At 47.1% G+C, this 21,767-nt stretch carries 20 protein-coding genes; 9 read left to right on the top strand and 11 right to left on the bottom strand.

The features are described from left to right. Both H595_RS22460 and H595_RS0114310 read right to left on the bottom strand, forming a co-directional pair. Positions 1 to 779: InlB B-repeat-containing protein (locus tag H595_RS22460; protein ID WP_205623234.1), on the bottom strand; the 779-nt coding region annotated here is incomplete at its 3' end. Between the two features lie 273 nt (positions 780 to 1,052). Next, positions 1,053 to 1,625, bottom strand: a complete 573-nt coding sequence (locus H595_RS0114310) for a chitobiase/beta-hexosaminidase C-terminal domain-containing protein (protein WP_027671826.1) — start codon at positions 1,623 to 1,625, stop codon at positions 1,053 to 1,055. Positions 1,626 to 1,897: 272 nt separating this feature from the next. On the opposite strand from H595_RS0114310, the gene H595_RS0114305 reads away from it, so the two are divergent. Then, a complete protein-coding gene (locus H595_RS0114305) occupies positions 1,898 to 2,512 on the top strand; it encodes a TetR family transcriptional regulator (RefSeq protein WP_027671825.1) in 615 nt (204 codons plus the stop codon). A gap of 147 nt (positions 2,513 to 2,659) precedes the next feature. Here H595_RS0114305 and H595_RS0114300 read toward each other — a convergent pair whose 3' ends face one another. Together H595_RS0114300 and H595_RS22455 are read right to left on the bottom strand one after the other, a co-directional pair. Continuing rightward, positions 2,660 to 5,776: an efflux RND transporter permease subunit gene (locus H595_RS0114300; protein WP_027671824.1), complete on the bottom strand. Its 3,117-nt coding sequence runs from the start codon at positions 5,774 to 5,776 to the stop codon at positions 2,660 to 2,662. A gap of 13 nt (positions 5,777 to 5,789) precedes the next feature. Then, the gene (locus tag H595_RS22455) at positions 5,790 to 6,962 is read right to left on the bottom strand and encodes an efflux RND transporter periplasmic adaptor subunit (protein WP_051219916.1); all 1,173 of its coding nucleotides are present in this window, start codon (positions 6,960 to 6,962) and stop codon (positions 5,790 to 5,792) included. A 291-nt stretch (positions 6,963 to 7,253) separates the two neighbouring features. Here H595_RS22455 and H595_RS0114290 point away from each other — a divergent pair, with 291 nt between their 5' ends. Then, complete coding sequence (locus H595_RS0114290; RefSeq protein ID WP_027671823.1) at positions 7,254 to 8,177, top strand: pirin family protein; 924 nt, start codon at positions 7,254 to 7,256, stop codon at positions 8,175 to 8,177. Between the two features lie 120 nt (positions 8,178 to 8,297). Here H595_RS0114290 and H595_RS0114285 read toward each other — a convergent pair whose 3' ends face one another. From H595_RS0114285 to H595_RS22450, 3 genes are all read right to left on the bottom strand, one after another. Then, positions 8,298 to 8,921 (bottom strand): DUF642 domain-containing protein, encoded by a 624-nt coding sequence (locus tag H595_RS0114285; RefSeq protein WP_027671822.1) that lies wholly within the window; start codon positions 8,919 to 8,921, stop codon positions 8,298 to 8,300. 175 nt (positions 8,922 to 9,096) lie between these two features. Beyond that, entirely contained in the window at positions 9,097 to 10,407 is a 1,311-nt protein-coding gene (locus H595_RS0114280; RefSeq protein ID WP_027671821.1) for an ABC1 kinase family protein, read from the bottom strand. Between the two features lie 85 nt (positions 10,408 to 10,492). Continuing rightward, complete coding sequence (locus H595_RS22450; protein ID WP_037054895.1) at positions 10,493 to 11,725, bottom strand: sterol desaturase family protein; 1,233 nt, start codon at positions 11,723 to 11,725, stop codon at positions 10,493 to 10,495. A gap of 167 nt (positions 11,726 to 11,892) precedes the next feature. Here H595_RS22450 and H595_RS0114270 point away from each other — a divergent pair, with 167 nt between their 5' ends. The 3 genes from H595_RS0114270 to H595_RS0114260 all read left to right on the top strand — a co-directional run bounded on the left by H595_RS0114270 (position 11,893) and on the right by H595_RS0114260 (position 13,740). Further along, positions 11,893 to 12,315 (top strand): hypothetical protein, encoded by a 423-nt coding sequence (locus tag H595_RS0114270; protein WP_156885990.1) that lies wholly within the window; start codon positions 11,893 to 11,895, stop codon positions 12,313 to 12,315. A gap of 186 nt (positions 12,316 to 12,501) precedes the next feature. After that, a complete protein-coding gene (locus H595_RS0114265) occupies positions 12,502 to 13,128 on the top strand; it encodes a PEP-CTERM sorting domain-containing protein (protein ID WP_027671819.1) in 627 nt (208 codons plus the stop codon). Between the two features lie 213 nt (positions 13,129 to 13,341). After that, on the top strand, positions 13,342 to 13,740 hold the full coding sequence (locus H595_RS0114260; protein WP_027671818.1) for an OsmC family protein: 399 nt from the start codon (positions 13,342 to 13,344) through the stop codon (positions 13,738 to 13,740). A gap of 31 nt (positions 13,741 to 13,771) precedes the next feature. Here the strand turns inward: H595_RS0114260 and H595_RS0114255 are convergent, their stop codons facing one another. From H595_RS0114255 to H595_RS0114245, 3 genes are read right to left on the bottom strand one after another with little or no spacing between them, the layout of a single operon-like run. Next, positions 13,772 to 14,008, bottom strand: coding sequence for a hypothetical protein (locus H595_RS0114255; protein ID WP_027671817.1), 237 nt, complete (start codon positions 14,006 to 14,008; stop codon positions 13,772 to 13,774). Continuing rightward, positions 14,005 to 14,574 (bottom strand): hypothetical protein, encoded by a 570-nt coding sequence (locus tag H595_RS0114250; RefSeq protein ID WP_027671816.1) that lies wholly within the window; start codon positions 14,572 to 14,574, stop codon positions 14,005 to 14,007. Before H595_RS0114250 ends, H595_RS0114255 begins: the two co-directional genes overlap by 4 nt. Beyond that, positions 14,574 to 15,515 (bottom strand): hypothetical protein, encoded by a 942-nt coding sequence (locus H595_RS0114245; protein WP_027671815.1) that lies wholly within the window; start codon positions 15,513 to 15,515, stop codon positions 14,574 to 14,576. The genes H595_RS0114250 and H595_RS0114245 overlap by 1 nt, the downstream gene beginning before the upstream one ends. Before the next feature lie 142 nt (positions 15,516 to 15,657). Between H595_RS0114245 and H595_RS24280 the strand changes: the two genes are divergently transcribed. Next, positions 15,658 to 15,834 (top strand): hypothetical protein, encoded by a 177-nt coding sequence (locus H595_RS24280; RefSeq protein ID WP_169338558.1) that lies wholly within the window; start codon positions 15,658 to 15,660, stop codon positions 15,832 to 15,834. On the opposite strand, the gene dndA is transcribed toward H595_RS24280, so the two are convergent. Further along, positions 15,817 to 16,941, bottom strand: coding sequence for a cysteine desulfurase DndA (dndA, locus tag H595_RS0114235; RefSeq protein WP_027671814.1), 1,125 nt, complete (start codon positions 16,939 to 16,941; stop codon positions 15,817 to 15,819). The genes H595_RS24280 and dndA overlap by 18 nt on opposite strands. A gap of 128 nt (positions 16,942 to 17,069) precedes the next feature. Here dndA and dndB point away from each other — a divergent pair, with 128 nt between their 5' ends. Genes dndB through dndD form a run of 3 tightly spaced genes read left to right on the top strand, consistent with a single transcriptional unit; the run spans position 17,070 to position 21,766 of the window. After that, complete coding sequence (gene dndB / locus H595_RS0114230; RefSeq protein ID WP_027671813.1) at positions 17,070 to 18,158, top strand: DNA sulfur modification protein DndB; 1,089 nt, start codon at positions 17,070 to 17,072, stop codon at positions 18,156 to 18,158. Continuing rightward, positions 18,151 to 19,818 carry a DNA phosphorothioation system sulfurtransferase DndC gene (gene dndC / locus H595_RS0114225; RefSeq protein WP_027671812.1) on the top strand — a complete coding sequence of 556 codons (1,668 nt, stop codon included), beginning with the start codon at positions 18,151 to 18,153 and terminating at the stop codon, positions 19,816 to 19,818. Before dndB ends, dndC begins: the two co-directional genes overlap by 8 nt. Further along, on the top strand, positions 19,808 to 21,766 hold the full coding sequence (dndD, locus tag H595_RS0114220) for a DNA sulfur modification protein DndD (RefSeq protein ID WP_027671811.1): 1,959 nt from the start codon (positions 19,808 to 19,810) through the stop codon (positions 21,764 to 21,766). The genes dndC and dndD overlap by 11 nt, the downstream gene beginning before the upstream one ends. The last annotated feature ends 1 nt before the right edge of the window (position 21,767 follow it).

Here is a 21,767-nt window from a genome sequence, read left to right as displayed (position 1 = left end):
TGTGGTGTTACGGTAAAGGTAGTAGTGCTGCCTTGCGCCACACTGCGTGACGTTGGCGATATACTACCGCCCGTGCCCGCTGTGGCAGCAACGGCATGGGTAATAAGACTAAAGCTTGCGCTAACCGAACAGGCAGCAGTAATTGGGCCTATGTTATAGGTATTGCCAGTTAATTTGCCGTTACAGCCCGTAGCACTGACAATTTTATAGCCCGCATTTGGCGTTACGGTGAAGGTAGTAGCGCTACCCTGATTTACACTGCGAGACGTCGGTGAAATACTACCACCTGCGCCGGCACTGGTTGAAACGGTATGAGTAATAGGCCTAAAGCTGGCACTAACCGTACAGGCTGCAGCAATAACGCCAGTAGTATAAGTTGAACCAGATAAAGTCCCGGCACAACCGGTGACGCTGTTAATTACATGCCCGGTTTGTGGCGTTACGGTAAAGGTAGTGCTGCTGCCTTGATTTACACTACGAGACGTCGGTGAAATGCTGCCGCCTGCCCCTGCGCTGGCTGAAACGATATGTGTAATAGGCCTAAAGCTGGCACTAACTGTACAAGCCGCAGCAATGGCGCCAGTAGTATAGGTTGAACCAGACAACGTCCCGGCACAACCGGTAACGCTGTTAATTATATGTCCGGTTTGTGGTGTTACAGTAAAGGTAGTGCTGCTGCCTTGCGCCACACTGCGTGACGTTGGCGATATACTGCCGCCCGTACCCGCTGTAGCCGACACTGTGTAGGTTTTCGGGTTTACTTCCCTGGTTGCAGTCAAGTATTCCGACGTACTCGTTGGATATCTTTTGCCAGCTAAATCAATACAATAATATCTGGTCGTAACTATTGAAGGGGTATTGAATGTTGTAGGCCCTGCTTTACCGCTACTTGGGCGATCTGTGGAGACAGGGTCAGCGTAAAGAGTTATACATTTTTGTACGTTTTTAACATCCCAATAAAACGAAGTGCTTTCACCTGCAATGATGGGATTCGGCGACCATTCAAACCTAGCTACAGATGGCGCGGGGACTTTAGTAAAACTTGCTGAAGATTAAACACTCGCGTTATACCCAGTTCTATATGCTTTAGCTCTTACTGTAGCACTAGCTGTTAGCTGAAAAGGTCCGGTATAAATAGGCGATGTCTCACTAACACTAGTATTATTAGTGGTATATCGAATTGTTTGTCCAGAAGACCCAGCTGAAATACTGACTTGTGTAGTTCCAACGAAATTTCCGCCGTTAGGGGATATGGACGGAGCCGCTGTAAGAATGTTTATGGTAGCTGTGCCCTCTTCACTGGGTAAAAAACCTTGTCTATAGGTACGTGCCCGTATAAGCGTGTTTTTTGTTATTAACAATGGAGCGGAATAAATGGCTGAACTTGACGTTACTGCAGTATTATTTAAAGTGTAACGAATAGTAGCTCCAGGCGTTCTGGAGGTAACCGTAACACTTTTCGATGTTAAATAATTCCCCCCGGGAGGACTAAAAACCGGTTCAGCAGCCGTTGGAATGTCGTCAATTGGAAAGTCTCGATCCTGAGCAGTTAGCGATAGCGGCAGAAAAAAACAACAAAAAAACAACACGCTTGCAAATTTCATAGCGACGACTTTAAGTTTCATGGCAACTGCTTTAAGAAAAAAGGATAAATGCTAACATAGAAAAAACAAAAATCAATAAAGTGATTAATTTAAAGTTTTTGTTAATGCTACCTTTGTTAAGTATCGTTGGTTCTAACATCTGCACTTAGAGCTAATTCGCCCTTAAGGTCAGGCCTCATACGATGACTTGGGTCATAAACACCTTTGCTTTACAGGCCAAAGATGCCTAACTCAGCGCACTATGTTAGTATGCGCTAATAATATTGAAGCCCCGTTAACCAAGAGATTGTGCCATGGCTCGCCGCACCAAAGCCGAAGCAGAAAGCACCCGTACTGCTATTTTAGATGCTGCTGAAGTGTTGTTTTTTCAACATGGCGTGTCGCGCACAACGCTGGAAAAAATTGCCGTGGCGGCCAACGTCACCCGTGGTGCCATTTACTGGCATTTTCAGAATAAAGCAGATTTATTTAATGCCATGCTAGAACGGGTGCGTTTGCCTTTTCAGCACTTGCTAGACGCGGTTGACAGTGATCCCTCTGCCGATCCGTTTACCCAGGTACGGGATTTAATGGTAAACGGTCTGAGTTTAATTGCCTCAAGTGAACAACACCAACGGGTACTTACCATTGTGTTTCATCGCTGCGAATACATCGATGAATTAAACCCCGCAGTACACAAACAAGATGAATTAGATGAGCAAGCCGTAGCCGTAATGCAACGCGCCTTTGAGCGTGCGGCAGTAGCAGGTACTTTGCGTGATGGCGTGTCGCCCCGGCTTGCCGCAATGTCGCTGCATATGTACGTCGGCGGTATTATTAGCCACTTTTTACTTAAACCACAGCAGTGCGATTTAAGCCAACATACCCCGGCACTTATTGACACTTTTCTACTGGGTTTAAAAAAGTAAACGGCCATTACCCCGCGCCATTTCCTGTATTTTTCGCTATACCAAACAAACGATTGCAACATAAAAAAGCCGGCTGCTTCGCGTGGGACTTGGCAGCCGGCAACAGGAACGCCTTTTGGCCGCATTACTGCGGCTGTATTGTCTGACTTAAGGTGCGCTTGTGTTATTGGCTTTAGCCTTACGGGAAAACAGCTGCATAATTACCAAGTAAAACACCGGCACTAAAAACACCGCCAGCACGGTAGCGGAGATCATACCGCCCAGCACACCGGTGCCTATGGCATTACGGCTGGCAGAGCCTGCGCCCGAGCTAATCACTAATGGCAGTACGCCAAGCGAAAATGCCATTGATGTCATAATAATGGGCCGTAAACGCAAGCGCACGGCTTCTAATATCGCCGCCGTTAGCGCTTTGCCTTGCTCTTGCAGTTCGCGGGCAAACTCAACAATTAAGATGGCATTTTTCGACGCCAAACCCATTGTGGTTAGCAACCCAACCTGAAAGTACACATCGTTGCCCATGCCGCTTAAATACGCTGCGCTAAGTGCGCCAATAATACCCAGCGGTATTACTAAAATAACGGCAAAGGGTACACTCCAGCTTTCATACAGCGCCGCCAAACACAGAAAAACCACTAATATAGACAAGGCATACAGCGCCGGCGCTTGCGAGCCAGACAGTTTTTCCTGATAAGACGTTGCCGTCCACTCAAAACCAATACCTGCGGGTAACTGACCTATCAGCCGTTCCATGCTGGCCATGGCATCACCCGAACTGGTGCCTGGGGCAGGCTCGCCCTGAATTTCCATCGCCGACACCCCGTTGTAGCGCTCTAATCGCTGTGGGCCATACACCCAATGGCTGCTGGCAATGGCAGCAAAGCTCACCATTTCGCCGCTGCTATTACGCACCTGCCAACGATTAATGTCTTCTGGTGTCATGCGAAACTCTGGTTCGGCCTGCACAAACACCTTTTTTACCCGGCCACGGTCAACAAAATCGTTTACATAGGTAGATCCCCAGCCAATAGATAAGGTTTGGTTGATGTCGGTTAACGACACCCCCAGCGCTTGTGCTTTTAGCTGATCGACTTCAATTTGTAGCTGTGGCGCGTCTTCCATGCCGTTAGGACGCACTCCCACTAAACCCGGCTCTGCTGCGGCCATACCCAATAACTGATTACGTGCGTTTAGCAGCGCGGTATGGCCAAGCCCGCCTCTATCCTGCAAGAACAAAGAAAACCCTGTTGCGCGCCCCAGCTCCATAATAGGCGGCAAGTTAAAAGCAAAGATTTGCGCCTCTTTTACAGTACCAAAAAAGCCCCAGGCTCTGCCAATAACGGCCTGTACGCTGTCTGCCGGGCCTCGTTCGCTCCAATCTTTTAACCGCACAAATGCCAGGCCCATATTCTGGCCACGGCCCGCAAAGCTAAAACCCGATACCGTAAACACCGACTGCACCGCAGCTTCAGTTGCATAATGTGCTGCCACTTTATCCATCACCGCCTCGGTACGCTCCTGGCTGGCACCGGTAGGCAATTGAATCATGCTTAAAAATACGCCTTGATCTTCTTCGGGTAAAAACGAGGTGGGTAGCCGGACAAACATTACCGCCATGACCACTACTATGGCTAAGTACACCAACATTGAACGCTTCGGCCGTGCCAACATACCTGCCACGCCACGTTGATAATTACGGTTAGTGTTGTCAAAACCACGGTTAAACCAGCCAAAAAAACCGCCCTTAGCCTGGTGATCAGCGGTTATCGGTTTTAGCATAGTGGCACATAACGCCGGGGTAAAAATAAGTGCCACCAATACCGACAGCGCCATAGCCGTAACAATGGTAATAGAGAACTGCTGATAAATAGCACCGGTAGCGCCACCGAAAAAGGCCATTGGCACAAACACGGCGGACAACACCAAACCAATGCCCACTAATGCTCCGGTAATTTGGCCCATAGATTTCCGTGTAGCCTCAACCGGGCCTAACCCTTCTTCGCTCATTACCCGTTCAACGTTTTCTACCACCACGATGGCATCATCTACCAACAAGCCAATAGCCAGTACCATACCAAACATGGTGAGTGTGTTAATGGTAAAGCCAAACACCGACATAACACCAAAGGTACCCAGCAACACCACCGGTACGGCTAACGTGGGAATAAGGGTGGCGCGGAAGTTTTGCAAAAACAGATACATCACCAGAAACACCAAGATAATGGCTTCTATCAGGGTTTGTACTACCGAACTTATCGACACCTCAACAAAGGGCGTGGTGTCATAGGGGATAACAGTGCTTAAGCCTTGCGGAAAATACGGTTCTAGTTCTGCTAATTTGGCTTTTACCGCCGCCGCGGTATCCAATGCATTGGCCCCCGTGGCTAGCTCTATGGCCAAACCGGTCGCCATTTTGCCGTTATAACGGGCAATAACCGAGTAGTCCTCACCGCCTAATTCAATACGTGCCACGTCGCTTAGCTTCACCATGGCACCGTCAGCACTGACTTTAAGTAAAATCTGGCCAAACTCTTCAGCCGTCGTTAAACGCGTTTGCGCTAGTATCGCCGCATTAAATTGCTGCCCGGGTAACGCTGGCGCACCACCCAACTGCCCTGCCGTTACCTGATTATTCTGCACACGAATGGCTGCCGTTACATCGGCAGGCGTAAGTTTATACTGGTTTAGTTTGTCAGCGTCTAACCATACCCGCATCGCATACTGGCTACCAAATACCTGCACATTACCCACACCTGTGGTGCGGCTAAGCGGGTCTTTTACGTTGGCAACAACAAAGTCGGCAATGTCATCCCGCGCCAGGCTGCCGTCTTCAGAAATAAAACCGACCACCATCAGGAAACCACCGCTGGATTTAGCTACCCGCACACCATTTTGCTGCACTTCTTGTGGCAATAACGGCAAGGCTTGTTGCAGTTTATTTTGTACTTGCACCTGGGCAATATCGGCATCGGTGCCGGTTTCAAACGTTAAGGTCAGGCTTACATTGCCGGATGAGTCGGTATTTGCCGACATATACATCAGGTTATCCAGGCCATTCATCGCCTGCTCTATTACCTGAGTAACCGCATCTTCAGCGGTTTGCGCAGAGGCACCACGGTAGCTAGCACTAATACTAATGGCCGGTGGCGCTATACGCGGGTACTGCTCTATAGGTAATTGCTTAATTGACAATAAGCCTGCCAACATAATGACTAATGCAATTACCCAGGCAAAAATTGGCCGGTTAATAAAGAAATTTGCCATCGAATACTCCTACTTACTGCGTAGCAGTATGGTTGTCATTGCCCACATCATCGCCTTTAGCTGTCTTGGCTGATGAGTTAACCACGGTAACCTGAGCCCCAGGCCTTACTTTTTGTAAGCCCGACACAATAACCTGCTCTTTGGCGTTTAAGCCCGACAATACCTGCCAGTGCTGGCCAACAGCACGGCCAACCTCAATACTGCGCGCCTCTACAATGTTGTTGTCATTGACTATCATTACCGACGCTTCGCCTTTTGGTGTGCGGCTAACAGCTACTTGCGGCACAAGCAGCGCATTGTTGTCCATACCATGCTGTAATCTGGCCCGCACAAACATGCCTGGCAGTAAATTGGCATTGTCGTTGGGGAATACCGCGCGCAATGTCACCATGCTGGTGCTGGGGTCAACGTGTACTTCAGAAAACTGTAAGCTCCCCTGCTGCGCATAGGTAGAGCCGTCATCTAACAATAGCTCGACACTCACCGTGTCTTTAGCCTCACCTGGTAACTGCTTTTTCAATTTTAATAACGCTGAACTCGACTGGGCTAAATCGACATAGATAGGATTAAGCTGGCGAATAGTCGCCAATACCTGCGCCTGATTCGCCGTTAATAGCGCCCCTTCTGTTACCTCAGAGCGCCCAATTTGCCCGGCGATAGGCGCTTTGATATTGGTATAATTCAGATTAATTTGAGCGCTTTGCAAAGCAGCTTCGCTGCTGGCAACGGCCGCGTCAGCTTGCATTAATGCCGCTTGAGCATCATCGTAATCTTGCTGGCTTACCGCTTTGCTGCCAAGCAAACCTTTAAAACGCTCGACTTTTAACCTGGCGTTATGCGCCAACGCCTTACTGCTGGCAAGGTTGGCTTTTGCATTCGCATAGGCGGCTTCATAAGGCGCGGCATCTATTTTGTACAACACCTGACCAGCTGCAACCTGCTGCCCTTCAGTAAACAGCCGCTGCTGTAAAATACCATTTACCTGCGGTCGAATTTGCGCCTGACGAAAATCTGTAGTGCGCCCCGGCAACTCTGTGGTTATTGCCAATGAGGTTTTGGCCAATACAACCACTTCAACCTCAGGAACCCTTGCTCCCGCGCCAGCCCCTGTCGATTGCGGCTCACTGCACGCCAGCAACAATAGCGCCATGGCAGATGCGGCAACCAGCTTCATTTTTTCACGCATAAAAACTCCTGTGAGATCCCACCACAACGCAATGCTTTTTTAACATAGGCAGAATAGACCAACAATATACATACATGGCTGTATGTAATCAATCTAGGCGTTGTCCTGCTGCGACCAATGACATAAAAAAACTGACTAATGGAGCATAGCGTCTGACACGGCGTTACACACGGTAACGGTTAAAAACATCGAAATTTGTCACGCTACCTTACGTTTTTATGCCAGCGTTCTTCAGCGCCAGCTGATCTATACTGTTGTTTTAGTTGAAAGGTTAACCAGTAAGGTTGTGATATGAGCACCACAGAACGCTTAGATGACAGCAACTGCAAACTTACCGCAGGCTGCAGTGCAGTAGCACTTATTATTGAACCACGGGAAAAAGATTTGGGCGGCTTTTCTGTGCGCCGCACCCTGCCCACGCAGCAACAAAAAATGGTAGGGCCATGGATTTTTTTCGATCACATGGGGCCGGCTGAATTTGCCGCCGGTGACGGCATTAAAGTTAGACCGCATCCGCATATTAACCTGGCAACTGTCACGTATTTATTTGAAGGTGAAATACTGCACCGTGACTCGCTGGGCAGCTATCAAGCCATTAAACCGGGCGACATAAACCTGATGGTCGCCGGCAGTGGCATTGTGCATTCAGAACGTGAACGGCCAGAAGTAACGGCAAGTGCACATAGATTACACGGCTTACAGCTATGGCTGGCCCTGCCAGAAGCCGACGAAGAAATTGATCCCGCGTTTTATCACTACCCTTCTGCCGACATTCCAGCAAGCCATATTAATGGCGTGGCAGTGCGAGTACTGATGGGTAGTGCTTATGGCTTTACCTCACCGGTTAAAACCTATGCGCAAACACTGTATGTTGAAGCTTTTTTGCAAGCTGGCCAGCGCCTGACATTACCCGACTGCGCCGAGCGTGCAGTCTACGTCGCCAGTGGCGCATTGCAGCTACAAGATACCGCCGTGCCCGAACATACGATGGTAGTACTGCATCAGGCAGCCGACGTAGTAATTAAAGCCACAGCAGACAGCCGCATTGCAATAATTGGTGGTGAAAGCATGAGCAAACGCTATATAGAGTGGAATTTTATCTCCAGCCGCAAAGAGCGCATCGAGCAAGCTAAACAACAATGGCAAGCCGGTGAGTTTGCCAGGGTGGTGGGTGATGAAGAAGAATTTATTCCCTATCCAACCAGCAACACCTAGCCATACAACACGATAATATTGGCCACAAAAAAACCGCGTTACGTTAAGCAACTTAACTCAGCATGCTTAACGCTAACAGCGGTTTTTTCTGGTGCAAGCTACAGCAGTAGCTATTGCATGTTACTTACGTTGGCGTAAACGACGGCTTGCCATTAAACCAAACAACCCTGCGCCAAATAAGGCCACAGAGGCAGGTGCAGGCACTGACGCTATTGTTGGCACACCCACAACCTGCACGTTATCAATAAAGTTACCCAAGGTACCTGAATTTAACGCAGTAAAACGTAAAATAGAGGTACTGTCAGTGGCAATAAAGTTGCTGGTAAAAAAGCTCCAACCACGTACGCTGTCGTTATTGAACGACTCATTTAAACCCGCAACTGACACCGCAAAGCGCTCATTGTTGTAGGTACGGGCACGGTAATAAAAGCTCAGCTGGTATTGCTGACCAATTTCGGTAGCAAACATTTGAAATATTGACCAAAGGCCGTTGTTGGTGCCAGCCGCATTTAACTCAATAAAATGGTTACCACTTTGCGCCAAAACGCCATTCATGGCATTCCAAACTTCAATATTACTGCCATTCCAGCCCGCAACCTGGCTACTGGCAAACCAGTTCCAGCTGCCAGCTCTGACGCTATTTGATTCAAAGTCGCCATTCACAATAAGCGAAGCATGGCCGCTAAAGCTGGCCATTAAAAGTGCAGCTGAACATAAAGCATTACGAGCGAATGAAAACAACATTTTGAACCCTCAATAGCCGACACGCTTAACTTAGCATGCCCAAAAAGAGTGTCATCATACCAGTTAATCTGTTAACAATTCAATATATCAACCTGCTTATATTTTCGCCATAAGCCACAACAGCTGGCGGCTTTTAGCTAATGCTTATTGCAATACCTGTAACCTATTGATGCATCTACAGCAAATAGGGCTGCAGTAATTCACGCACATTAACCCGGGCCTTTAACCGTGCTGCCAACAAATACAAGCCGCCAATTTTGCGATGTAAAAATAGGGCATCCGCGGGTGGCGAATGCCAATACTGCTGCTGTGTGCTAAGGGCTGTACCGGCGTCACGCAGGCGTATTGCTAAATCTGTTGCGCCAAAGTCAAAAACAGCATCTTTCATTAGCGGTTCACAGGCAATAGCAACCAATTGCAACACAGCCTGTTTTTGCTCTGGCACGATATGTTGGCTAAAAAAACCAATATCACTAAGCGCCTGCGCCATGCCGTCATTATTATTTACCAACGCCGCAGTAAACAGCGCACGATAGCCCTGACTAAACTGCGTGCTGTAATGGCGGCAAGCACCAAAATCCAACAGCACCAACTGCGCCGTGTCAGTATTGTATAAATAATTGGCGAAGTTAGGATCGGTTTGTACCAGCGCAAATTCGAACAGCTCGCGAAACAGCAACGCAAATAGTAACCGCATTACGCGGTCGCGCACGGCCTGGCTTTGTGTGGTTAACGACTCAATAGGCACGCCGTCAACATAACTCATTACCAGAATGTTTGACGTGCTTAACGCCGTAACAGGCTCAGGCAGTAAAAAATCGGCAGACTGGCCCAACAACTGGCGATACTCTGACAGATAGGCGGCTTCCTGCAGATAATCAGCCTCGGCCTTTAATTGCAATTTCGCTTCCGCCAGCAAGCTGTGGTAATCCACCTCCGCTGGAATAATACCGCTAATACGCAGCAGGGTTGCCACGTTATCAACATCACTGTCAATGCTGTGCTTTATGCCGGGATACTGCACTTTAACCGCCAAGCGCTTACCGTTGTCATGATACGCCTGATGCACCTGGCCAATAGAAGCCGCGGCCAATGGCATAAAACTAAAATCAGCAAAATGCTGCTGCCAGTTTGGCCCCCACTCATCTTGCAGCACTTTAGCTAATTGTTTAGCTGGCATAGGGTTAGCACTGGCGCGTAGGCGTGAAAGAATATCCGCCAGCGCGGGCGGTAACATATCACCCGCATCCATGGACAATAACTGCCCTACTTTCATCGCGGCGCCGCGTAAATGGGCTAATTGATCGGCCACCCGCCGCACATTCGCCGGCGTTAGTAACATATCTGTTTTGGCTGGCACCTTACCTTGCGCCAGCTGCCTGGCGCCTTCTGCCAACATGCCTCCGGCTACCCGGCCGGCAAGCGAGGCCAAACTGCCAAAACGGGAGAAACGGTTAGCCGGTACTTTTGAGCTATTAGACGCCATATAATGTAATACCCTTGCCTACAACAGTGAGACTATACGGCCTGGGCAGCACTGCAGTTTATTCATGCTTTCGTTATTTATGGCATTATTCGTGTTGCGTTGTACCCGCACACTGGGCCTGGCGTTGCTGCATACCCTTTAGCAACAAGGTGCTGGCAAGTAGCAACCACAACAGGGCATAAACCTGGCTAGCAAAGGGCAACAACCACACTGCTGTTACTGCCAATAGCACATTTTTAACTGCTTCCAGCCAGACATAATGGCGACTCTGCTCTTGGTAGCACCCCAGACAAAACAAACAAAAAATAATAATGCCACTGCCGGTAAAAATACCTACCGTACTTAAACTGGCAGAGGTAAGTAAAAAATATAACGCAATAGCGACAAGCGTAAGGTGCTGAAAAAACGCATAGGCCTTTTGCCGCCCGGTTAATGGCGTATCAAACTTCACCTGCTGATACGGGTCTTTAGCTTTACTAGGGAAACGCAGACGCGCATCAACAGGGCGCCAACCGGTAGGCCTAAACCAAATACCCAGTTTGTCTTGCCAGCGCCGGGTACAGCAGGCATCTCGCGTTAACGACCAATACATTTCAATATTGGCCCACAACGGGTTCCAACTGGCTAACGGCTTAGTAACACCAAAAATAACCGGCTCTTCGCGCAATTCCGCCTGAAAGGTACCAAACAGCCTATCCCAAATAATAAACACGCCACCGTGGTTCTTATTAATGTATATGGGGTTTTGCGCATGGTGCACCCTATGGTTACTCGGGGTAACAAATAGCGCCTCATACCAGCGTGGCATGCGGTCAATATGGCGGGTATGCACCCAAAACTGATAAATAAGATTAAGCGATGCTACTGTTAGCAGCACATAAGGCTCAATACCAATTAACGCAAGCGGCAAATAAAACACAAAGGCAAAAAAGCTCCCACTGGTTTGCCTAAGCGCAGTAGTCAAGTTGTATTCTTCACTTTGATGATGCACCAAATGCGACGCCCACAGTACATTGATTTCATGGCTCATGCGGTGATACCAGTAGTAGCAAAAATCGTAAGCCACAAAAGCAAACAGCCACATCCAGGGCGAATCGACACCTAAACTTAGCGGTGCCAGATACTGAAACACCAACAGATAAAAACTAAACTGCACCGTTTTATAGGCAATGCCGGTTACCTGGCTCATTACGCCCAGGTTCAGTGAGTTAATTGCATCGTTAAAGGAATAAGTAACATTGCGGCGTTTATGGTCAAACCATAACTCCAAAAAAATTAAGGCAAAAAACACCGGAATGGCGTAAATAATTAAACTCATAGCATTTTCTATTGGTATGTATGCAACGTTGTCATCCAGACTAGCAGAGTGCACCCTGTTGTCTATGCATTTTATGCAAACAAAACTAACTTATCATGTGCTATATCATAACGCCTGCACAGCAAGCTGCTATATTTAATCTTGAAACCTGTTACCAGAGCATAGCGATGATCCAAACACCCGATTTCAAGCTTTGGCGTGAAGATAAAGTATTAATCGCTGTAATCAGTGGTAGCTGGAGCCGCTTTAGCGCAATGGATTTCGCCACAGAATTTAAAGCGATAGCCGAGCCATTAATAGGCCAACCCTGGGCGCATATTGTCTATATGGACGACTGGCACCTTGGCGTGCCTGGAATAGAACCTATAGTGCAAGATCTGGTTGTGTGGTGCATCAAACACGACCTACGTTATGCCGCACAAGTTTATTGCCCTAATATGGTTAAACGTTATCAAATGGACCGGATGGTTATCGAAAAAACCGACAATTTTGAACGACGCATCTTCGCAGAACAACAAGCCGCCTTTGCCTGGCTAGCGTCTTTAGGCTTTTATACCCAGCACACCAACTTTACTCATCAAGCTGGCTAAGCCTAAAGCAACATACACATTGTTGTCTGTTTTCTTTACATACACTGAACTCACCAAACACCAAACTAGCGTAACACCATGTAAATTATAAAAATAAATATCCGGCATGATTAATGCATCACTACATTAGATATTAAAATTAACTCCATTTCATTCCATAATCTTAAAGTAGTAAAAGGAACTTCGATGTACTTAAAAATGTTAAAAGCAGCTGCAGCAGGCTTAGTCCTGGCTGTAAGTAGTGTTGCAAACGCAGGTTTAATTGAAGCAGATTACACGGATGCCGGTGACAACTTAGCCGTATCAGATACCGTTTCAAGCCTAACATGGTTAGATTTGTCCGTATCAAATTCCTGGACCTTTGCTAACTGGGAATCGTTTATCGCCCGTGGCATGGGCTGGCGTTTAGCCACTGCTCAAGAAGTTGCAGACCTGTTTAATGCCGCTTTCCCAACGTTTTCTGCGGTACACGGCGCAATCGGTAGCGTTGACACTACAGACAGTGCATTAATACAAAACTTCACTGATTTCAGAAGCCTGTTTGGTACTACTACGTTAAACGGTGGCGGTGTAGATACCTACGGTCTGTATTTTACGGCGAATAACGTAATCAGAATGATGGGGGCCTCTGCCTGGGCAGGAACCTCAAGAATTTTTTCTACTAATTACTCAGGTAGCACGCGTGAAACATCTTCTGGTTTATATATTGTACGTAACACCCCAACCACTGCCTCTGTACCAGAGCCAGCGACTATTGCCATCTTAGGCTTAGGTCTGTTAGGTTTGGCAGCGCGTCACACTAAAAAACAGTAATGTTAGTGTGGTAATAAAAAAGCATCGCTAGCAACAGCGATGCTTTTTTGTTTTTACAGCACCAGCAAACACCACAGCGACTTTTTTGTAACCTGCATTAGCGCAGCCAATAACAGCACGACCGTTGTCAGTACGCCAATTATTCTATACTGTTGCCCTAAACACAGGGTATCAGCCAACTGCTACAGGCGTTTAACATACAAAGGGCCACGCATGAGTATTAAACTACTCAAAAGCGACAGCGGCATCTACCGCCAAACCATTCGCATACACCAGCACACGGTATTTGCCGACGTAAGCAAAGAGTTAGGCGGAGACGACAGCGCGCCCGACCCGCACGACTACTACGACGCCGCCCTGGCCGCTTGCAAAGCCATTACGGTAATGATGTACGCCAAACGTAAACAACTGCCGCTGGATTATATCGACATAGACATAGAGCGCGACAACAGCCGCGAAGCGCAGGGCGTGTATGTATTAAATGTGCAGCTAAAGCTGCTGGGGCAATTAACTGACGAGCAAAAAAGCCAACTGGCCGCCATTGCCGATAAATGCCCAATTCATAAGCTGATGACAGCGGCAACCACAGAAGTGAAGACCAGTTTTAGCTAACCGGCTGGTATGGTTGCATTGCTAAATAACCCTACTTAACCACTTTAAGGTGCATACGCTTATGCGCCTTATCAATGGCAATATCTTCAGCGATGGTTTTTTCCGGCATAACATCCGCCCAACTGCGCGGGCCGGCCATTATGCCACTATCGACATGAGCCAGCTCTTCGGGTATTTCAGCGGTAAACAATGCATCAGACCATTTTTGCGCTCTGGCCAACAGCCAAGCTTCAAATTCTGGTGTGCCGGGTTTGTTCTCCGTCGTCACTGATACCGCTGCTTATATTCTGCAATAAATAATTCAATCTGTGCGGTAACGTCTTCAACAGAGGGGCGCTTATCAGCAACTGCTTGTTCATCAAACCAATCCAGTACTTCAACGTTAACCAAATAGGATAATTCATGGCAGTATTCCGGCTGGCGCACCCAAACTTGCGAGGCAAAAGGCGATGGATTCTCAAGCTTGCTGCAATGCGTAAAACCATGCGCTGCTACATAGCCTGGCAACCAGATTCCCAGCGCTATGCGCACTGCAAAGGCCACGGCCAATAACACCAGCGAAATTTTTACCCACAATGCAAAATGCTGTTCTGGCAAGTGACCGAAGTTTCGACGCAGCATTATATAAATCAACATCAGTAACATTGGCGAAGTAATTAATAGCGGTAATGCCACTAACGGTAATCTGAAATAAAAAGGTTGTGAGTCAAAATCGACCAGCAATGATAAAAGCTCCACAGATTTGAACACCGCAACTGCAATCGCGCCAAGCATAATAAGTGACAAAAATACCGCCGTAGCCTTTTTACGCTCAAAGTGCTCGCCTTGCTGCATTACTTCAAGCTCCACTTTGGAATAGCAAACAACTTATGCAGAAACGCTAACGTGTCCTCACTCCATTGCTTGTTAATCTCACTTACTTTGTCTTCCACTGCCAACAAGTTATTCTCAATTTGTGTTTGTGTTTCAAGTAGCATTTTTGAGATCCGCTGACCTAACTGCACGTGGTCATCAAGTAGTAAAAACACTGCACTTAAAACAAAACCTACAGCAACGACTACTACCAGACTGCCTATTGCCAAAGCAGTTGCTCCACCAATAACAGCAGATACAGCAAAAGACGCAATCGCAAATGACGCGCCAGCATAAATCATATCTGCCGCTACCCCACCAACAAAGTCATGCCAGGTTTTCTGATCGTTTAGCAGCTGATCAATGGCATGAAAGCCCACGGATAACACTAACGACAACACAAAACCGCCTTTAATAGCTTTGGCTGCCCCCATTTTACCAATGCCCATTGAAACTACTTTAGGGTGACTAGCCAAGTAACGCGAACCGGTTAGATGCCGCCTTAGCGCTGGATAGCCCTTAATAATCACATAAGTACGGCCATGGTAATTTTTAATCTGGTATTTCGTCAGTATATTGCCGCTTTTACTTAAATCTTTTGCCAACACGGCCAGCGCGGCTGCATCAACGGTTGCGGGAATATAGGACATGACAGCTTTAACATTGTCATCGTAGCGGCGCCATAGCTGGCCTAACGCTGGGTTTTGCAACGCTAATTGCTCCACCCAAGCTTGGATCTGTACTGGCTGCATACCTTGCTGGCGCTTAATATTTACCGCCAGCTCAAAAAACTCTGCTTCATTCATCACAAACATAGTGTGTGAATTGGCCGCCAATGCTTTAGCCAACGCTTCTCTTTGCTGGTTTTGCTGCGCTTGCAGGCGAATTTGGTTAGTACGTTGAATATCGTGCAGTGTTTTCATAAGAGGCCCTCATCCTTGAAAACCAAAAATATAACACAAATTACATTTTTAAAACAATCAACAAGCTGTACTTGCCAAGCTTTTAAATCAGCCGTAACAGCGTTAGTATCAAAGCCTTTGCAGTGAAATCATGGTCAGATTAATGACAGATAAAAAGCAAGAAATGGAAAACTGGCTAACCAGCAACGAAGCGAAAAAGGTGTTGAAAGTGTCCAGCTGCGAGCTGATGCACCTTCGGGTAGTTGGCAAACTACCCTACAAAAAACAAGGTAATGCTTATTTTTACCAGATACCCATTAACTCAAAGCAAGCTACGTAAAGCCGCCGTGATATCTGCAATCGGAAGTTGCTTCGTTGTTACACCAAAAGACACACGAATAGCGCCAGCAATGCGCTCAGAGTCCAACCCCATAGCAGTTAAAACATGCGATGGCGTATAACTGCTTGATGTACAAGCCGAGCCGTTTGATACTGCAATAATCCCCTTCAGTTTAACCATTGCTGCTTCTGAATTGATCCCAGGCACAGAAAAATTAATGACATACGGCGAGGCATTTTGGCCATTAACTTCAGCGCCCAGCTCGCTTACAACAGCAGTAAAAGTGGTTTTTAACTCACTGACATGTGCCAGCCACTTTTCAGCATTTTTTGACGCCAGTTCACAAGCCAAACCCAAACCTGCTATTAGTGGTGTCGCCAGCGTACCTGGCCGCAAACCCTTTTCTTGCCCGCCACCAAAGTGAATTGGCTTTAACGGTGGCTTGATAAAGCCACGCCGACGCATTATCAGCGCACCAATGCCCTTTGGGGCATACAATTTGTGGCCGCTGACACTGATAAAATCGATACGCGGATTGTCGAGATCAAACGGATACTTACCAAAGCTCTGCGCTGCATCGACATGCAAATAAGCGTCATGCTCGGTCAACAACTGGCAAATATCACCGATTGGCTGAATTGCACCGGTTTCATTGTTGATGTGCATTATCGACACTAATACCGTATCGTCACGCAGTGCAGCTTTGAGCTGCGCAATATCCACTTGCCCACCAGCTGTTGCATCCAGATAGGTAACGTCAAAACCCTGCTGTTCCAGGTGCTCTATAGGCTCAAGTACGGCTTTATGCTCCAGCTTGCTGGTAATAATGTGTTTTTTGCCGCTCTGCTGTGCAAATTCACGCAAGCCCAAAATGGCGATATTGTTACTCTCTGTAGCACCACTGGTAAAAATCACTTCCGTTTTATCTGCTTTAGCAATTTCAGCGACCTGCGCACGGGCAATTTCAACAGCACGTTTTGCCGCAACACCGAACTCATGGGTACGGCTACCGGCGTTGCCATATTCCTCAGTCATAACTTTATAAACCAAATCAGCAACTTCATCCAATACCGGTGTAGTTGCGTTGAAATCAAGATAAACGGTCATAACTCTGGTCCAAAAAATTATAAAAAAAGAGACAAATAAAGTGTACTTTGCTAGGATATGCAACCTTGTTCGTACGTACAAGTGCATTTTTCGTACGTACTGAAGTTCGGTTATCAGGAGCTAATTTTGTGAGCAACATCGTATCGGGTTTAACCTTTCCGGCTATTCGCGGGATGCAAGCAGGTACAGAATATTACATTGTTATGTGCCCGCTCAAAAGGCTAAAAAAGATATTCACTTTCGACGAAACAGTGCTTAGCCCCGAAAACCGCGCGCAAAGGTTACTGAATTTGAATCGGATACCACAGATCACAAAATACATACATCAAAATAGAAGCGACTATACTTTTTCATCGCTGACGGCTTGTATCGAGGGCAACACCTTTTTCGAACCGATTAATGTTGATGGGCATGGAAGCAAAATTGGCAATCTGCACGTCGATGATGATGCTGAGTTTTACCTCACTGATGGCCAACACCGCAGCGCCGCAATAAGCCGGGCTCTTGAAGAAGACCCTTCGCTTGGTGATGAAACTATCTCAGTCGTTTTCTTTGTAAATAAAGATCTAAAACAAAGACAAAAAGTATTCCGTGATCTCAATCTTTATCCGGTGAAAACCAGCAAATCAACTGCTGTACTTTATGGTGATAGCCCTGAAGAGCTCCTTACCAACAAAGTAGCGAAAGAAAGTGCTTTTTTTAACGGCGTTATTGATTTCTCTGAGAACAGTATTAGCGGACGCTCAGCAAAATTATTTAAACACAGTTCGCTTTATGCTGCCTGTGTAGAACTGGCTAAAAACGTCGATGAAAAAAACTGGGATGCTAAAGCAAAGCAATCGATAATTTTTTGGGATGCATTAGCAAGCAACCTCCCCTTATGGCAGCAAGCTAAAACCCACCAGATCAGGCCACAAGATCGAGCACATTATGTGCTTTTTACCGCTATTTTACTTAAATGCTTTGCTATTTTAGGGCGCGAGTTGCTCACAGAGCACAAAAACTGGAAAGCCTTGTTGAAAAAGTTTCAAGATATTAACTGGGATAGAACCAATTCGGTTATGTGGGATAGACGTTGTTTTAATAATGGCAGAATGGCTCACAATAACACTGCTGCAGTACTCACTGTAAATGTATTGAAAAAACATCTTGGTCTTGCTCTAACAGCTGAACAGCAAAAGATGGAAGATAAATTCCAAGAGGCGCGGAATGGTTAACAATTTAGCAGCTGAGATCTACTCAGCATTCGGCCAAAAGGGTCTGAAACAAACGCTGGAAGCGGCCAAAGCGCATGTAAAACAGCTGTATTTGTCTGACGAGATCCCTTGGGTTATTGGTTACAGCGGCGGTAAAGATTCAACCGCTATTTTGCAGCTTATTTGGTATGCACTGATTGATTTGAAAGCTGAAGGTAAATGCCATAAAGATGTGCATGTAATCAGCACCGATACCTTGGTTGAAAACCCGTTCGTTGCTATGTGGGTAGAGAAATCGCTGGAGCGGATGAAAGAAACCACGGCGAAGCAAGGCTTACCCATTATTCCACACCGGTTAACCCCGGCAGTAAAAGATCGTTTCTGGGTCAACTTAATTGGTAAAGGCTACCCTGCGCCACGTTATAAGTTTCGCTGGTGCACTGACCGTTTGAAAATTTCTCCGTCTAACACCTTTATCAACAATCTGGTGGATAAACGTGGTGAAGCAATTCTGGTACTGGGAACCCGCAAAGCAGAAAGTACAGCACGCGCTGCTTCAATGGATCACTACGAGAATATCGATACCAATACCCGTAAAGCCGATGGCTTAACAGCAAATGGCAGCCTGGACCGGGTTTGGGTGTACACCCCTATCGCCGAGTGGACTAATGACGATGTCTGGGTCTACCTTAACTCCGTGCCAAACCCATGGAACTTCCCGAATCAGGATTTAATGGGCATGTATCAGGGTGCAACTGAGGGCGGCGAATGCCCACTGGTAGTGGATAAAAGTACCCAAAGCTGTGGTGACAGCCGCTTTGGCTGCTATGTGTGCACTATGGTGTCTGAAGATAAATCCATGACAGCCATGATCGCCAATGACGATGAAAAAGACTGGATGCTGCCATTGCTGGCTCTGCGCAACGAAATCGACGTTAACGACGCTAACCGTGATAAGAAACTGGATAAACTGCGCCGTGATAAAGCCCGCCGCGATTTTCGCCGTATGAATGGTACCCTTACCGTGCATATTTCCAAGCATGGTGCCGACATAGTACCCGGCCCCTACATTCAAAGCTTCCGCGAACAGTTGCTACAAAAAGTATTAGAAGCTCAGGTAGCGGTGCAGCAAATGGGCCCACCTGAAGTAAAAACCCTGGAGCTATTACCACTGGAAGAGCTGGAAGAAATTCGCCGCATCTGGTTGGAAGAAAAGCTGGAAGTAGAAGATAACTTGCCGGCTATTTATGAAAAAGTCATTAAAAAGCCTTACCCTGGTGAGAAACGCGCACACCATCCGGTATTAAATACCACAGTGCTGGACAAGCTAAAAAACTACTGCGCTGAACATAACGACGGCGACGGCTTAATGTATCAGCAAGTGCGCGCGGTAATGGCGATTGCCAATAAGCATAAGCATCAGCTACGCCGCGCTAACTTAGCGGCAGAACTGGATGAGAGCCTGGAAAAGGGCGCGTTTTCATCACTTGAAGAAGCGAAGATTTTTGCGCTGGAACGTAAGCGTCATGAACTGCAAATTCAGTACGAAAATTCACCCAATTTGTCGGACGAAGAAAAAGCAAACATGGCGGAACAAATCACCATTATTACCCGCTCAATTAAAGAACAAGGCTACAGCTCATTGCTGATTGAAACCGAGGTCGTCAGCGATGATATTTAACGAACTACAAATACAGAACTTTGGCATTTATCAGGGTGAGCACAGTATTAATCTTCAGGTAACTGATGATAAGCCTGTGATCTTGTTGGGCGCATTAAATGGCGGCGGTAAAACCACCTTTTTAGATGCTATTCAGTTGGTGCTGTACGGCAAGCATGCTAAATGCTCTAACCGTGCCGGTACTGCTTATGGCAGCTTTTTAGCCAGTTGCAAAAACCGTTTTGCCCCTGCCGATGCTGAAGTAAAGTTAAGCCTGTCGTTTTTGCACCGCACAGGAAACCGCAATCGCCTGTACGACATTGAGCGCACTTGGCAGGTTAGAGGGCTGGAAGCAAAAGATAAGGTACGAGTGTTGGTTGATACCCAACACGACGAGCATCTAAGCCAGTACTGGGATGACTTTGTTAATGAATTTATTCCGCTAAGTTTATCCGACCTGTTCTTTTTCGACGGCGAGAAAATCGAAAACCTGGCCCACCCGCAGCGTTCATCTGAACTGGTAAAAACCGGCATCGAGAGCTTGCTGGGGCTGGACTTGCTGTCTCAACTACAAATCGACCTGGCACAGGTAGATAAAAAACGCCGTACCGGCAACGTCGACCAAAGCGTTATGGCCAAAGTCTCCGCCTGTGAAGATGAAATGGGCGATCACAATGTGATCATGTCAGATCTGAAAAAGGAACTGGCAGACATAGAACAGCAGCTCAGCGATACCAATATCGCCATTAACAAAGCACGACAAGCCGTGCGCAATACCGGCGCCCACCTGATAGAAAAGCGCGACGAGTTAAAGTTTGACCTGGGTGCCGTTGAAGCCAAATTAAAGCTGAATAAAGCCGAACAAATAAAGCTGGCAGCAGGTGTTGGCCCTCTGGCGCTGGTTAAAGACTTAATAGCGCAAACCAGAAGCCAAATCCGGCTGGAAACCGACGCCAAACAAGCCAAAGTACTGGATGAGGCGATTAGCGCTTATGATGAGAAAATCCTGGCTGCATTAAATGCCAGTGCAGCACCAGAACAAACCCTTGCGCATGTCAGCCAAACCATGGCCGAACAAGCCAAGGCGCGCCAGCAACTTGCCAGTGTAGAATGTTATTTAAATACTGACCTGGGTATTTTTAATGGCTTGGATGAGCGCATAGCTGAAGAAGAAAAGCAGCGTCAGCGCCTGAAAAAAGACGAAGCGAAGTTATCAGAGCAATTAGCCTTACTGCAAAAGCAGTTAGATACCATACCGGCATATGACTCAGTACAGCATTTAATTACCGAGCTGGCAGAATACGAAGCTACGTTTAAAAACCTGCACACACGGCAAAAACAAAAGCAGCAGTTGCTGGATCAAGCGATAGCCAGAGCAAATGTATTATCGCAGCGCTATACCAACCTGTTAGCGCAGCAAAATAAAGACACTTTTGAGCAAAAGCGCACCATTCAGGTAAGTGAGCATATTAAAAAGCTTAAAGCCACGTTACAGGGCTTTGCTGAGCAGCTTATCAGCGAGAACATAGAGCGTTTGCAAACCCTGGTGAAGCAAAAGTTTGATGCGCTGGGGCGCAAATCACAACTTATCAGCGATTTAAAGATTTGTCCTACCAGCTTTGCCATTACGCTATATGACATGTCGGGTAACGCATTAGAGCCAGCAAAATTGTCCGCCGGCGAGCGCCAGCTGTTGGCTATCGCTATTCTGTGGGGTTTGGCAGAGGCATCGGGTAAAGAGCTACCTACGGTTATCGATACCCCGTTGGGGCGTTTAGATGGCATTCACCGCAGTAACCTGGTGAATAACTACTTCCCCAAAGCCGGACAGCAGGTAATTTTGCTCTCCACAGACGAAGAAATTGTCGGCGATTACTACAAACAGCTAAAGCCGTATATCGCCCGCGAGTTTCATATCAGCTACAACGAACTAGCTAAAACATCCGGCTTTAACCAAGGGTATTTCTGAT

This window comes from Rheinheimera baltica DSM 14885 (genome assembly GCF_000425345.1).
GTDB classification, from domain to species: Bacteria; Pseudomonadota; Gammaproteobacteria; order Enterobacterales; family Alteromonadaceae; genus Alishewanella; species Alishewanella baltica.
Note: the sequence above shows the minus strand (reverse complement) of the source record. Positions and strands in the feature narration are given on the sequence as shown.